General features: G+C 70.2%; 12 protein-coding genes. 10 read left to right on the top strand and 2 right to left on the bottom strand.

Going from position 1 to position 13671, the window contains the following annotated elements:
* The first annotated feature begins 58 nt into the window (after positions 1-58).
* The 10 genes from ABZ793_RS30780 (at position 59) to ABZ793_RS30735 (ending at position 10217) form a co-directional block, all read left to right on the top strand.
* Positions 59-1543, top strand: a complete 1485-nt coding sequence (locus ABZ793_RS30780; RefSeq protein WP_357463585.1) for an NAD-dependent succinate-semialdehyde dehydrogenase — start codon at positions 59-61, stop codon at positions 1541-1543.
* A complete protein-coding gene (locus ABZ793_RS30775) occupies positions 1540-2367 on the top strand; it encodes a nitrilase family protein (protein ID WP_357463582.1) in 828 nt (275 codons plus the stop codon). Before ABZ793_RS30780 ends, ABZ793_RS30775 begins: the two co-directional genes overlap by 4 nt.
* 192 nt (positions 2368-2559) lie before the next feature.
* The gene (locus tag ABZ793_RS30770) at positions 2560-3123 is read left to right on the top strand and encodes an amino acid synthesis family protein (protein ID WP_357463579.1); all 564 of its coding nucleotides are present in this window, start codon (positions 2560-2562) and stop codon (positions 3121-3123) included.
* 26 nt (positions 3124-3149) lie between these two features.
* Positions 3150-4505 carry an aminotransferase class III-fold pyridoxal phosphate-dependent enzyme gene (locus tag ABZ793_RS30765; protein ID WP_357463576.1) on the top strand — a complete coding sequence of 452 codons (1356 nt, stop codon included), beginning with the start codon at positions 3150-3152 and terminating at the stop codon, positions 4503-4505.
* A gap of 46 nt (positions 4506-4551) precedes the next feature.
* Positions 4552-5967, top strand: a complete 1416-nt coding sequence (gene hydA, locus ABZ793_RS30760) for a dihydropyrimidinase (RefSeq protein WP_357463572.1) — start codon at positions 4552-4554, stop codon at positions 5965-5967.
* A gap of 49 nt (positions 5968-6016) precedes the next feature.
* The gene (locus ABZ793_RS30755; protein WP_145835928.1) at positions 6017-7024 is read left to right on the top strand and encodes an LLM class flavin-dependent oxidoreductase; all 1008 of its coding nucleotides are present in this window, start codon (positions 6017-6019) and stop codon (positions 7022-7024) included.
* Positions 7025-7028: 4 nt separating this feature from the next.
* The gene (npdG, locus tag ABZ793_RS30750) at positions 7029-7724 is read left to right on the top strand and encodes an NADPH-dependent F420 reductase (protein WP_357463569.1); all 696 of its coding nucleotides are present in this window, start codon (positions 7029-7031) and stop codon (positions 7722-7724) included.
* Complete coding sequence (locus tag ABZ793_RS30745) at positions 7721-8551, top strand: nitrilase-related carbon-nitrogen hydrolase (protein ID WP_357463566.1); 831 nt, start codon at positions 7721-7723, stop codon at positions 8549-8551. The genes npdG and ABZ793_RS30745 overlap by 4 nt, the downstream gene beginning before the upstream one ends.
* Positions 8548-9210 (top strand): 2-phospho-L-lactate guanylyltransferase, encoded by a 663-nt coding sequence (gene cofC, locus ABZ793_RS30740; RefSeq protein ID WP_357463564.1) that lies wholly within the window; start codon positions 8548-8550, stop codon positions 9208-9210. Before ABZ793_RS30745 ends, cofC begins: the two co-directional genes overlap by 4 nt.
* A 53-nt stretch (positions 9211-9263) precedes the next feature.
* Complete coding sequence (locus tag ABZ793_RS30735) at positions 9264-10217, top strand: DMT family transporter (RefSeq protein WP_357463562.1); 954 nt, start codon at positions 9264-9266, stop codon at positions 10215-10217.
* A gap of 325 nt (positions 10218-10542) precedes the next feature.
* Here ABZ793_RS30735 and ABZ793_RS30730 read toward each other — a convergent pair whose 3' ends face one another.
* Positions 10543-11862: a phage tail tip lysozyme gene (locus ABZ793_RS30730; protein WP_357463559.1), complete on the bottom strand. Its 1320-nt coding sequence runs from the start codon at positions 11860-11862 to the stop codon at positions 10543-10545.
* A 23-nt stretch (positions 11863-11885) separates the two neighbouring features.
* Entirely contained in the window at positions 11886-13172 is a 1287-nt protein-coding gene (locus ABZ793_RS30725; protein ID WP_357463556.1) for a M23 family metallopeptidase, read from the bottom strand.
* Between the last annotated feature and the right edge of the window lie 499 nt (positions 13173-13671).

Here is a 13671-nt window from a genome sequence, read left to right as displayed (position 1 = left end):
GGCACCCGCCGACCGTACCGGCTCGCCCGTGGCGAGGCCCGCGGTGAAGGAGGAAGCAATGGCCGTACCAGCCGAGGCGTTGGCGGCGGCGATGACCGTGGTCGACAAGACCCCCAAGGGCCTGTACGTCGACGGCGAGTGGCGCGCGGGCCGGGACGGTGCCGTCCTGGCCGTGGAGGACCCGGCGACGGGGTCGACGATCGCCGAGGTGGCGGACGCCTCGGTCGCCGACGGGCTGGACGCCCTGGCCGCCGCCGCCCGTGCCCAGTCCGGCTGGGCCGCCACCCCGCCCCGAGAACGGGGAGAGGTGCTGCGCCGGGCGTTCGACCTGGTCATCGAACGCCGGGACGACCTGGCCCGGATGATGACCCTGGAGATGGGCAAGGCGTTCGCGGAGTCCCAGGCCGAGGTCACCTACGCCGCGGAGTTTCTCCGCTGGTTCGCCGAGGAGGCGGTCCGGATCGACGGGGGCTACCTCACGGCACCGGCCGGGAACTCGCGCGTCGTCGTCCTGCGCCAGCCGGTCGGCCCCTGTCTACTGGTGACCCCGTGGAACTTCCCGATGGCGATGGGCACCCGCAAGATCGGTCCCGCCCTGGCGGCCGGCTGCACCGTCGTGGTCAAGCCGGCCAAGCAGACCCCGCTGTCGATGCTGGCGCTGGTGGAGATCCTGGAGCGGGCCGGCCTGCCGCGTGGTGTGGTCAACGTGCTCACCACGTCGCAGTCCGGCCGGGTCACCTCGGCGTTGCTCGCCGACGACCGGTTGCGCAAGCTGTCGTTCACCGGCTCGACCCCGGTCGGTCGGACGCTGCTCGCCCAGTCCGCGCAGCGGGTGCTGCGCACGTCGATGGAGCTGGGCGGGAACGCGCCGTTCATCGTGTTCGACGACGCCGACCTGGAGCTGGCGGTCGAGGGGGCCGTGCAGGCGAAGATGCGCAACGTCGGTGAGGCGTGCACCGCCGCGAACCGGTTCTACGTGCAGCGGTCGGTGGCGCAGCGGTTCGTCGGCGCGCTGGCCGAGCGGCTGCATGGGCTGCGCGTCGGTCACGGGCTGGACCCCTCGACCGAGGTGGGGCCGCTCATCGACCAGGCCGCGGTGGCGTCGGTTGCTCAGTTGATCACCGATGCGACGCAGGCGGGGGCGAGCGTCGTCACCGGCGGCGGACCGATCGCCGGGGAGGGCCACTTCTTCGCGCCGACTGTCCTGTCTGGAGTGCCCGACGGCGCCCGGTGCGTCCGGGAGGAAATCTTCGGGCCGGTCGCCCCGGTCGTGGTCTTCGACGACGAGGACGAGGCGGTCGGCAGGGCCAACGCCTCGGAGTATGGCCTCGCCGCGTATGTCTTCACGGAGAACCTCGGCCGTGGCCTGCGGGTGACCGAGCGCCTCGAGAGCGGGATGGTGGGGCTCAACCAGGGCATCATCTCCAACCCGGCGGCACCGTTCGGCGGGGTCAAGCAGTCCGGTCTCGGGCGCGAGGGCGGCAAGGCCGGCATCGACGAGTACCTGAACATCAAGTATGCGGCGGTACGGGCGTCATGGTGACCAGGTTCCTGCTCGCCGGGGTCCAACTGGAGCCGGTCTTCGGTGACATCCCGGTGAACATCGCCAAGACCTCGTACTGGATCCGGGAGGCGGCGGGCCGTGGGGCCCGGCTCGTGGTGTTGCCCGAGGCGGCCTCGGCGGGATACGTCTTCGCCGACCGGGCGGAGGCCGCGCAGCATGCCCAGTCGGTGCCGGACGGCCCTACGGTCGCCGCCTGGGCGCGGCTCGCCGCCGAGCTGGGCGTGTGGATCGTGGGTGGGGTCACCGAGCGGGACGGGGACCGGGTCTTCAACTCGGCGGTGCTGCTTGGCCCTACCGGCCATGTCGGAACCTTCCGCAAGGCCCATCTGTGGAACGACGAGAAGGAGATCTACGACCGTAACGGGGACGGCTTCCCGGTTTTCGACACGCCGTTGGGTCGGATCGGGATCGGGATCTGCTACGACGCCTGGTTCCCCGAGACGTTCCGCAGCGCGGCGTTGCAGGGTGCCGACCTGGTGGTGTTGCCGTCGAACTGGGTGCCGGTGCCCGGGCAGCCCGAGGCCGCCCCAGCGATGGCGAACCTCATGTGCATGACCGGGGCGCACTCCAACCAGTGCTACGTCGCCGGGGTCAGCCGGATCGGAGTCGAGCGGGGGCAGACGTTCGTCGGCCGGTCCGTCCTCGTGGGACCCGACGGTTGGCCGCTCGCCGGCCCGGCGAGCCCGGACCGGGAGGAACTCGTGCTGGCGGAGGTGGACCTGATCGGCTCGCGTGCCGAACGGTTGCACAACCCGTTCAACCAGCCGGTGGCCGACCGGCGGACTGACCTCTACGTCCATTGACGGACCGGCCGTGAGCTGAGCCGGGGCCCGTCTCGCCGGTAGGGGGCGGCGTCCTTCGTGACCTGCGGGGATCGGGCGACGCGCGGGCACGCCGGGCACCGGGATCTGTCCTTGAAGGCTATTGACTTCGCTCTTCCCGCAGAACCAAAATGTGAACCGACGGTTCATCCAATGAACCACTAAGGAGTGATCGTGAGCATCCGTGTTCGCAAGCTGATCCGTCACCTCGAAGAGACGCGGCTGGAGAACGGCAGGGCGGTGCAGCCGGCGCACCGGGTCGCCTTCGCCGGCGTGGTCATCGAGAATCCCTTTCCCAGCGAGTACGTCCAGGACCTGGTCACCCTCGCCGACGAGATCGGTGAGGAGATCGGCAACCTGGTCGGCCCCGCCTGCGTGGAACTGCTCGGCGAGGAGGTCGAGGCGTTCGGCAAGGCGGCGCTCGTCGGCATCGACGGTGAGGTCGAACACGGCTCGGCGCTGATTCACAACCTCCGCTTCGGCAACGTCTTCCGCAGCGCGGCCGGCGGCACCGAGCTGCTGCCCGCCGCCGAGAAGGTCGGCCTGCCCGGCAGCCCCATCGACATTCCGCTCAAGCACAAGCTGGATGCCAAGACCCGCTCGCACCACCAGACGGTGACCCTCCAGGTGGCCGACGTGCCGCGGCCCCGGGAGATCTTCGTGGTCTGCGCCGCGTCGAACGCCGGACGCCCGCTGGCCCGGCTCGCCGCCTTCGGCGCCGAGCTGAAGAGCAACTGACCCAGCCGGACGGGACGGAGCAGCCGATGACGATCACCGACACCGACACCTGGACCAGCCAGCGGGTCAAAGAAATCGACAGGGAGTACGTCATCCACTCCTGGTCGGTGCAGGGCGCGCTCGACCCCATCCCCGTGGCCGGCGGATCCGGATCGTGGTTCTGGGACTACGACGGCCGCCGCTACCTCGACTTCCAGTCACAACTGGTCAACCTGAACCTGGGTCACCAGCACCCCCGACTGGTCGAGGCCATCCGCGCCCAGGCCGAGCAACTCTGCTACATCGGACCCGGCTTCGCCGAGCGCTCCCGGGCGGAGCTGGCCGAGCTGATGGCCGAACTGACCCCCGGCGACCTGAAGATGAGCTTCTTCACCACCGGCGGAGCGGCAGCCAACGAGAACGCCATCCGACTGGCCCGGCATGTCACCGGCCGGCAGAAGATCATCGCCCGCTACCGCTCGTACCACGGCGCCACGGCGGGCGCGATGTCGCTGACCGGGGACCCGCGGCGATGGGCGGCCGAGCCGGGGATGACCGGTGTGGTGCGCATGCTCGACCCCTACACCTACCGGTGCCCGGCCGGGCACCCCGACCCGTGCCCGGTCTGCTCCGGGGGGCCGCACCTGGAGGAGATCCTCCAGTACGAGAACCCGGAGACGGTCGCCGCAGTGATCATCGAACCGGTCACCGGCACGAACGGCCTGCTCTACCCGCCCGACGGATACCTGCGGTCGCTGCGGGAGGTCTGCGACCGGCACGGCATCCTGCTCATCTTCGACGAGGTGATGGCGGGCTTCGGCCGTACCGGTGAGTGGTTCGCCTGCGACCACTGGGATGTCGTGCCCGACATTCTCACCACCGCCAAGGGGCTGAACTCCGGCTACGTACCCCTCGGGGCCATGACGGTCTCCGCCCGAATCTCCGACTGGCTGCGCGACCACATGTTCTGGGGCGGTCTGACCTACGCCGGGCACCCGCTCGCCTGCGCCTCCGGCGTGGCCTCCCTGCGGATCATGCAGGACGAGGGCGTGGTGGAGAACGCGCGGGCAATGGGGGAGCGGCTCGGGGCCGGCCTGGCCAAGCTGGCGGAGAGCCACCCGAGCATCGGCGACATCCGTGGCCGGGGTCTGTTCTACGGCGTGGAGCTGGTGCGCAACCGCGACACCCGGGAGCCGCTCGTCCCGTTCAACGCCAAGGGCCCGGCGGCGGCCCCGGTCAGCCGCCTGCTCAAGGCCGCGATGCAGCAGGGCGTCTACCTGACCGCCAACTTCAACGTCCTGCGGCTGACCCCGCCGCTGGTGATCAACGCTGAGGAGATCGATCTCGCGCTCGGCGTCCTCGACGAGGTCCTGTCCCTCGCCGACGAGCACTACCAGGGCTGACGAACGGCGCGACGGGTGGAAGCCCGCCGGGGAGGAGAGGTACGAGATGCCAACGACGTTGATCGCCAACGGCACGGTCGTCAACGCCGATGCGGCAGTCCGCGCCGACGTGCTGGTGCGTGACGGCCGGATCGTCGCCCTCGGCGCCGGGCCGGACTGGACCGCCGACCACGTCGTCGACGCGACCGGGAAGCTGGTCATGCCCGGTGGCATCGACGCGCACACACACCTGGAGTACCCGGTCGACGGGTTCAGTACCCACACCGCCGACGACTTCCACACCGGGACCGTCGCGGCGGCGTGCGGCGGCACGACCACCGTCCTCGACTTCGTCAAGAAGGAACCGGACCGGTCGCTGTACGACACCTACCTGCGCCGGCGGGACGCGGCGGCGGCCAAGGCAGTGATCGACGTCGGCCTGCACGCCATCGTCCCGCCCCGCGCCGCCCAGCCGGACGTCCTCGACGACCTGCGTCGGCTGGTCACCGAGGGCGCCACCAGCTGGAAGTTCTTCATGGCCTACCCGGGCCAGATGGTCGAGGACAACGAGCTGCTCGACGGCTTCGAGCTGGCGCGCGAGCTCGGCGTACTGCCGATGGTGCACGCCGAGAACGGACACATGGTCGCCCGGGAGGTTCGGCGCCTGGTGGACAGCGGCCAGACAGCCGAGAGCTTCCACCTGCGGGCACACGGGCACGAGTCCGAGGCCGAGGCGGTGCACCGGGCGGTCGTGCTCGCCGACACCATCGGTACACCGCTGTACGTGGTGCACGTCTCCAGCGCGGCGGCGGCCGACGAGATCAGCCGAGCCCGGGCGGCCGGGTCGCGGGTGTGGGGCGAGACCTGCCCCCAGTACCTGGTCGTCGCCTACGAGGACTACGCGGACCTCGGGGAGCGTGCCGCCGCGTACGTCTGCTCGCCGCCGATCCGGGAACGCAGCAACCAGGACGGCCTGTGGCGGATGCTCGCCACCGGCGCCCTGTCCACCGTCGCCACCGACCACGCCGGCTTCTGCCTGCACCAGCCCGACGACCTGCCGCCGCAGAAGATGCGCAGCCCCGGCTACTTCCCGAAGGTGCCCAACGGCGTCCCGGGCATCGAGGACCGGCTGATGGTCCTCTGGCAGGCCGGGGTGGCCGGCGGGCTGATCGACCCGTGCCGCTTCGTGGACCTGGTCGCCACCCGGCCGGCCAAGCTGTTCGGCCTCTTCCCAGCCAAGGGGATCGTCGCCGTCGGGGCGGACGCCGACCTGGTGGTCTGGGATCCGGCGGCCGATCACGTGATCACGGCGGCGGGTTCGCACATGCGCACCGACTACAACATCTACGAGGGCATGCGGGTGACCGGCAAGCCGGTACACGTGTTCTCCCGGGGTGAGCACCTGGTCGACGCGGCCGGCCTCCGGCACGACACCCCCGGCCGGGGAACCTTCCTGACCCGCGCCGCGCCGCGCCTCTCCTGACCTACCGATTCCCACCCTCCACCACGTACCGAGCGGAGCTGACACAGTGATGAAACTTCCCCTGGGTATCCATGTCGGCGAGCGACTCAGCCTGGAGCAGACCTACTGGCAGGCTGAGTTCGCCGACCAGAACGGGTTCGAGTCCGTGTGGGTCGCCGAGGGGCGACTCGCGCGCGATGGCATCGTCCCGGCGGCGATCATCGCGAGCAAGACGAAGAACGTGAAGATCGGCACCGGTGTGGTCAACAACAAGAGCCGCAACGCGGCCCTGATGGCGGTCACCTTCAAGACCCTGGACGAGGTGGCGCCGGGCCGGGCGATCCTGGGCATCGGCGCCTGGTGGGAGCCGCTGGCGACGAAGGTCGGCCAGCCGCTGGCCAAGCCGATCAAGTCGATGCGCGAGTACATCACCGTTCTGCAGGCCTTCTTCCGCAACGAACTCGTCTCCTTCGACGGCGAGTTCGTGCAGATGAAGGACGTGCGCTTCGACAGCATGTACCGCGAGAACAAGCCGGTCGACATCCCGATCTACATCGGTGCGGTAGGCCCGCGGATGCTCGAACTCGCCGGCGAGATCAGCGACGGCGTACACATGGACTTCCTGCTTCCCCCGTCGTACATGGTCGGCGCCCGTGAGGCGATCGAGCGGGGGGTGGCCAAGCGGACCGACGGCCGCGACGGCATCGACCTGACCCAGATCGTGGCGTGTAGCGTCAACGACGACGACCCGCAGGAGGCCATCGACGCGTGCAAGGCCTTCCTCACCCTCTACCTCTGCCAGCAGCCGCACATCGCCGAGCACTGCGGGGTGGAGCGCGAACTCGTCGACCGGTTGCAGGAGATCGCCGGCTGGCCCGCCACGCCGGAGGACATCAAGCGGGCGATGCAGTTGGTCCCCAACAGCCTGGTGCAGAACGTCACCGCCTGCGGCTCCACCGACGACGCCTTCCAGAAGCTGCAGTCGTACCACGAGGCCGGGGTGCGCTGCCCGATCATCTCCACGCTGGGTGACAAGGAACAGACCCTCACCCGGCTCGCCCAGGCCGCGAAGGGGTGACCCGATGACAGAAAGCCTTCCCACCCGCATCGCCGTGGTCGGTGGCACCGGCCCGCAGGGCCGGGGGCTGGGCTACCGCCTGGCGCTCGCCGGACACGAGGTCGTCCTCGGATCACGTGACGCCGAGCGGGCCACGACCGCCGCCGAGGAGCTGACCCAGCAGGCCGGCGTTGCCCGGATCACCGGTGCGGCGAACCTGGCGGCTGCGGAGAGCGCCGGCATCGTGCTGCTCGCCGTGCCGTACGACGGACACGCCCAACTGGTGACCAGCCTGGCGCGTGCGATGGCCGGCAAGATCGTCATCAGCTGCGTCAACCCGCTGAGCTTCGACCGCTTCGGGCCGTACGGCCGCAACGTCCTGGCCGGAAGCGCTGCCGAGGAGGCTGCCGAACTCGTCCCCTCGGCCACCGTGGTCGGGGCATTCCACCACCTGGCGGCCCCCCTCCTGCTCAACCCGGAGGCGGACCTGAGCCACGAGGACGTCCTGGTCTGCGGTGACGACATCGCCGCCAAGGAACGGGTGATGGCCCTCGCGGCCGACGTGACGGGCGGCCGCGCCCTCGACGCCGGCCGGCTGCGCCTGGCCCGGCAACTGGAACCGCTGACCGCAGTACTGATCAGCGTGAACAAGCGGTACAAGACCCGTTCCGGGCTGGCTCTGACCGGCCTGGCCCCGGCTGTCGGAAAGGTCCCCGCGTGAGACTCGCCGCCGTGCAACTTCGCGCCACCGACGACCGGGCCGAGACGATCGGCCGGGCCGCCGACCTGATCGACGACGCGGCCGCCCAGGGCGCCCGGATCCTGCTGCTGCCAGAGCTGTTCGCGGTGCCGTTCGTCCAGCCGGAGCCCGACCTCGACTACTTCCAGTACGCCGAGGAACTCGACGGCCCGTCCAACCGGATGGCGGCCGAGCGGTCGAAGCGGCACCGGATGACCATCGTCTCGTCGATCTTCGAGGCGGGGCAGGTGCCGGGGGTGTACCACAACACCGCCTGCACCTACGTCGATGGCGAACTCAAGTCGGTGTACCGCAAGTCGCACCTGCCGTTCTCCAACGGCTTCCCCGAGAAGTTCTACTTCCAACCGGGCGGCGCCGAGCCGGAAGTGGTCCAGACCGGTGAGACCGGAGTCGGCACCATCATCTGCTACGAGCGGCACTTCCCCGAGCTGAGCCGCATCGTCGCCTTACGCGGCGGGTCGGTGCTCTGCGTCCCGGTCGCCTCGGCGAGCGCCCCGATGCGTGAGGTGTTCCAGCTGGAGCTGCGCGCTCACGCCGTGTTCAACGGGCTCTTCGTGATCTGCGCCAACCGGGTCGGCACGGAGGGCGTGAAGGACTACTTCGGACTCAGCGCGGTGTACGGCCCCAACGGTGACGTGCTCGCCCAGACCGCCGACGACCGCGACGACGTGGCGGTGGCCGAGGTGGACCTGAGCCTCGTCGACCTCTCCCGCCGTCGACGCCCCTTCCTCCGCGACCGGCGACCCGAGCTGTACGGCCGGTTGACCAGGATGGAACCCGACGCATGACGGACGGCTCGTGGGTGGTGGTCGTACCGGCAAAGCCCTTCGCAGCGGCCAAGACCAGATGCGTCGGCCTCGACGTCTCCGAACGGAGCGCACTGGCCCGGGCGATGCTGCTCGACGTCGTCGGCAGGCTGACGCGGGCCCGTCGGGTGCGTGCCGTCGTCGTCGCCGCGACCGACCCGGAGGTGGTCGGCGCGGCGTTGGCCGCTGGCGCCGTCGTCGCCGGCACCACCTGCGGTCCGGACCTGAACCGGGAGGTCCTCGCCGCGCTCATCATCGCCCGGGAGGCGCTCCCCGACGCGCGGATGGCCGTCGCCATGGCCGATCTTGCCGGCGCACAGCCCCCGGAATTCGATGCGGCGCTGACGGCGGCCGGATCCCACCCACGGTCCATCGTCTCGGACGCCGACGGCACCGGGACCACCATGGTGACACTCACCGATCCCGGCGAGTTCCGGCCCTTCCTCGGCCCCGACTCTCGCCGCCGGTTCCTCGCCGACGGCTATCACGATCTCCCGGTGACCGCGCCCGGGCTGCGGCGGGACGTGGACACCGTCGCCCACCTGCTCTCGTTCGGGATCGACCGCCTCGGTGGGGCGACCCGCTCGTGGGTCGGGTCACCGTCCGCCGATCGGCCGACCCCGTCCGCCGCCCGACACTGATCACCGCGACACCGGCCCGCAGGTCGGTGCCCCACCGCCCCGGAAAGGACACGATGATCCCGATCGCCAGCCGCGCCTCCAGCGACCGCACCTGGCTGGTCGCCGTCGCCGCCAGCCTCTGGGGCTTCTCCGGCCTGCTGCGGGAACCGCTCTCCCGCCAGCTTCCGGCGCTGAGCGTGGTCCTGGCCGAACATGTCGTCCTCGTGCTCCTGGTGTCGCCCTGGCTGATCCCGGCCGTACGAACCCTCGCCCGCTGCTCCGTGCGGACGAAGCTGGCCGTGCTGGTGATCGGAGCCGGCTCCTCGGCGCTGGCCACGACGCTGTTCACCGCCGCGTTCCGGCTGGGCGACCCGATCACCCCGCAGGTGTTGCAGAAGCTGCAACCAGCGCTGGCGATCGTCCTGGCCGCCGCGCTGCTCGGGGAACGGGTGAACCGGCGGTTCCCCCTCTTCGCGGTGCCTGCGGTCGTCGGCGCCTGGCTGTTGGCGTTCCCCGACCCGCTGGGGATGCACCCCCGCAGCCTCGCTGCGGCCGGGCTGGCCACCGGGGCCGCGGCGCTCTGGGCAGCCGGCACCGTCCTCGGCCGGATGGTCAGCGCCGAACTGTCCTTCCTGCATGTCACCACGCTTCGGTTCACCGTCGGACTGGTTACCCTCGCCACCTTCGCCGCGGCGACCCGCACGCCGGTCACGGTTCCGGTGGAGCTGGTACCGCGGCTGGTGCTGCTCGCGGCCGTGCCGGGCCTGCTCGCCCTGTCGCTGTACTACCACGCGCTCCGGCACACGCCCGCGTCGAGCGCGGCCCTGGCCGAACTGGCCTTCCCGCTGACGGCCGCCGTGGTCGGACTCACCCTGCTCGACGGGCAACTCGACACGAGCCAGTGGACCGGCCTGGTGCTGGTACTGACCTCGGTGGTCCTGCTCGCGCTGCACGAGAACCGCAGTTCGCGCCCGGCGGTGCGACAGCGGCCCGAGGACCGTGGCTGGACGCCCGCCTACCAGTCCTGACGTTCTGCATCCCGGTGGCTACGAGATCGGCCCAGCGGCTTCCGAATGGCTCCTCGGCTGGGGCGAACGCACTCTCGCGCACCGGGCGCGTGGCACAAGGCGCTGGTGCTGGCCACGGACTGACCGCCGCACCGCGCGATGGGCCGCCCGGCCCCCTGTCGGGGTGGGGACGGGCGGCCCTGTCGCGCTGGCCGGTCCGGCATCGGCGTGGCATCCGGCCTGGACCCTGTCCGGCAGGGGTTCCATGCTGGTCCAGGGATGCCGCCCTCGCGGAACGCCGGGCCGCTTGCCGGAGGCACCTCCGTCACTGAGGTGCCGTCCGGCGTCAGCGGGTGTAGAGGATCTTGGTGCCTCCCGCGTTGACGGCGGAGACGGAGTTGACCCCGGACAGGTTGGGCACCTGCAGGTTCCGCCAGCCCGCGTTGCTCGCCGCCTCGTGCACGCGGCCGCTGTTGACCGTGTAGACGATTCTCGTGCCGTCCGCCAACGAGATGGCGGACAGACCGCTCCCGTAGATGGGGCTACCGTTGTACCCCACGGCATACGGCGTCCAGTTGCCGCTTGCGGCCTCCCACACCGCGCCGGCGCGGATCGTGTACAGCACCGTGCCGCCGTTATAGGGAATGGCCGACAGCGCCGACACGCCACTCAACGTGGGCACTCGCAGGTTTCGCCAGCCGGCGTTGCTACCGGCCTCGTACACGTAGCCGTCCCGCATCGTGTAGACGATCCGCGTGCCGTCGGCCCGCAGCACCGCGCTAACCGCGTCTGCGTAGATCGGGCTTCCGTTGTATCCCACCGCGTACGGCCGCCAGTCGACGCTGGACGACTCCCACACCGCGCCCGCGCGGATCGTGTAGAGAACGGTCCCGCCGTTGAAGGCAATCGCCGACACGGCTGAGACGTTGTCGAGGTTCGGCACCCGCAGGTTCCGCCACCCGGCGTTGCTCGCCGCCTCGTACACGTACCCGTCACGCACCGAGTAGATGATCTTCGTGCCGTCCGCGCGCTGGACCGCGCTCACCTTCGATGCCGCGATCGAGGCCACCGGAAGCGGCTGCCAGCCGGAGTTGTCCGCTGTCTCGTACACCTGCGTGTTCGACGCGGGCGGGGTCGTGCCCGCGTACTGGTTGTAGTAGTTCGTCGCGTAGCTGATCCGCGTTGACTCGTGACAGGTTCCGCAGCGCTCGTAAAGGTCCTGGAACGCGACGGTCGCGTCGGCGATCGTGCTCGACGCCCGCAACTGCGCCAGCCCGTAGCCCGGGATGTTCGTCAGCTCCCACCAGATGAAGCCGAGCTGCGCGTTCAGGCTCCACACGTTCTGGCCGGTCACCGCCGCGTACCAGGTCGCGTTGGCGTTCGCGGTCGTGTCCCAGCGGCCGCCGGTGCTCCACTGCGCGATCCCGCGGCCAGGGCCGCCTGGCTCCTGCGCCAGCGGGTTGATGTTGGACTCCTGCGCTAGGTTGCCCAGAACGCCTGCGGTCTGTTCCGCGGTGAGTCCCTTGCCGACGAAGAAGTCCCACGCGGTCCTGGAGTTGTCGGCGGCGCGTGCCTCACCGGGGAAGCCGATCCCGGATACGACGATGAGCCCTGCTAGGGCCAGCAGACCAACGCGCCGCCGTAGCGCGTTCGGCAAAATTTTCACGGTGTGTCCCACTCGTCTCGGTGTCACCGGGTGTAGAGGATTTCCGTGCCGCTGGCGTAGATGGCGGAGACGGCACCGACTCCGCCTAGGTTGGGCACCCGGAGGTTCCGCCATCCCGCGTTGCTTGCCGCCTCGTACACCGCGCCGTCGCGCACGGTGTAGACGATCCGTGTGCCGTCGGGCCGGTGGAGCGCGCTGACCGCATTCGCGTAGATGGGACTTCCGTTGTACCCCACGGCGTACGGCCGCCAGTCGACGCTGGAGGCCTCCCACAAGGCGCCCGCGCGGATCGTGTAGAGCGTCGTGATCCCGTTGCGGGAGATGGCCGACACGACCGCCACGCTGTCCAGGTTGGGCACCTGCAGGTTCCGCCATCCCGCGTTGCTTGCCGCCTCGAACACCGCGCCGTCGCGCACGGTATAGACGATCCGTGTGCCGTCGGACCGCAGCACCGCGCTGACCGCGTCCGCGTAGATCGGACTTCCGTTGTACCCAACGCAGAACGGAACCCAGTCGCCGCTCGCGCATTCCCACAACGCGCCCGACCGGATCGTGTAGAGCACGACCCCGCTGCCGACGGCGATCGCCGAAATCGCCGACACGCCGGCCAGGTTGGGCACGCGCAGGTTGCGCCAACCCGCGTTACTCGCCGCCTCGTACACGTACCCGTCACGCACCGAGTAGATGATCTTCGTGCCGTCCGCGCGCAGGACCGCGCTCACCTTCGACGCCACGATCGAGGCCACAGGAAGCGGCTGCCAGCCGGAGTTGTGCGCCGTCTCGAACACCTGCGTGTCCCCCGCGGGCGCGTCACCGCCAAGGAACGCCAACGGGTTGATGCGCCTGCCGGAGGGGTCGTTCATGTGCCAGTGCAGGTGCGGGCCGGTCGAGGAGCCCGAGCCCGGCGCGCCCGGGTAGCCGCCGGACAACCCGACGATGTCGCCCATCGCGACCCGGGTGCCGTTCGCCACGACGAACCCGGACAGGTGCAGGTACTGGGTTTTGTAGCCGTTGTCGTGGTGGATGACCGCCGTGTAGCCGCCGGTGCCGTTGTCGGGGTCGTTGTAGACCACACCGCCGCCCGCCGCGGGCAGTCGGGTGCCGACGGGCATGCCATAGTCGATTCCGCCGAGCGAGCCGCGGGCCAGGTGCCCCTCCCACGTCTCCGTTATTGGGTACCCCGTAAAGGGGTTGTAGAACCCGGGCACGGCCGCGGCCGCCACCCCAGTCCCCACGGTCACGCCTGCGACGGCGACCGCGCCCGCTGTCGCCGTCACACGCAAGAAAGTCCGCCTATCGATCCCGTCCATGCCCACCACCTGGGTCTCAATGTGTTCACGGAATATCCGGGGACGAAACTAGGAAGCGGCAGTCTGCGATACATCGGTTGTTCGACCGATGGCCGATCGACGCAACGACGGGTGCGCCATTCGGGACCTGCCTGGTCCGCGACACCCTCCGCCCTCCCGCCACTCACCGTAGAGAGTGACGGCGCGGCGATCATCGCCGCCGGGGACATCGCCGTCGGCTCCCTCTGCAGCGGCGCTCTGGTCCGACATGGTCACCGCGGCCTCCGCGCAGGTTGCAGTCGACTATGACACCTATGGCGAGTACGTGCGAATGGAGGCCAGATGGCAGACGAGGAGCAGCTGAGCGCCGTGATCGTCGATGACCACCCAGCCGTGCTGGCCGGGGTGACCCACTGGCTGTCCTGCGGAACACCGCCGATACGGGTGGCCGCCTCGGGCAGTGACGTCCGCGTCGCGTGGCTCGACGAGGGTGCCCAGGCCGACGTGGTCATTCTCGACC

The sequence above is a fragment of the Micromonospora sp. NPDC047465 genome, assembly GCF_040643125.1.
In the GTDB taxonomy this organism is placed as follows: domain Bacteria; phylum Actinomycetota; class Actinomycetes; order Mycobacteriales; family Micromonosporaceae; genus Micromonospora.
The sequence above is the reverse complement of the archived record's forward strand: the minus strand, read 5'-3'. Positions and strand labels throughout refer to the sequence as shown.

Bases quoted from the DNA above. Each gene is read 5' to 3' on its own strand.
- ABZ793_RS30780 (WP_357463585.1), top strand. From the start codon at position 59: ATGGCCGTACCAGCCGAGGCGTTGGCGGCGGCGATGACCGTGGTCGAC.
- ABZ793_RS30765 (WP_357463576.1), top strand. From the start codon at position 3,150: ATGACGATCACCGACACCGACACCTGGACCAGCCAGCGGGTCAAAGAA.
- hydA (WP_357463572.1), top strand. From the start codon at position 4,552: ATGCCAACGACGTTGATCGCCAACGGCACGGTCGTCAACGCCGATGCG.
- ABZ793_RS30755 (WP_145835928.1), top strand. From the start codon at position 6,017: ATGAAACTTCCCCTGGGTATCCATGTCGGCGAGCGACTCAGCCTGGAG.
- npdG (WP_357463569.1), top strand. From the start codon at position 7,029: ATGACAGAAAGCCTTCCCACCCGCATCGCCGTGGTCGGTGGCACCGGC.
- cofC (WP_357463564.1), top strand. From the start codon at position 8,548: ATGACGGACGGCTCGTGGGTGGTGGTCGTACCGGCAAAGCCCTTCGCA.
- ABZ793_RS30735 (WP_357463562.1), top strand. From the start codon at position 9,264: ATGATCCCGATCGCCAGCCGCGCCTCCAGCGACCGCACCTGGCTGGTC.
- ABZ793_RS30725 (WP_357463556.1), bottom strand. From the start codon at position 13,172: ATGGACGGGATCGATAGGCGGACTTTCTTGCGTGTGACGGCGACAGCG.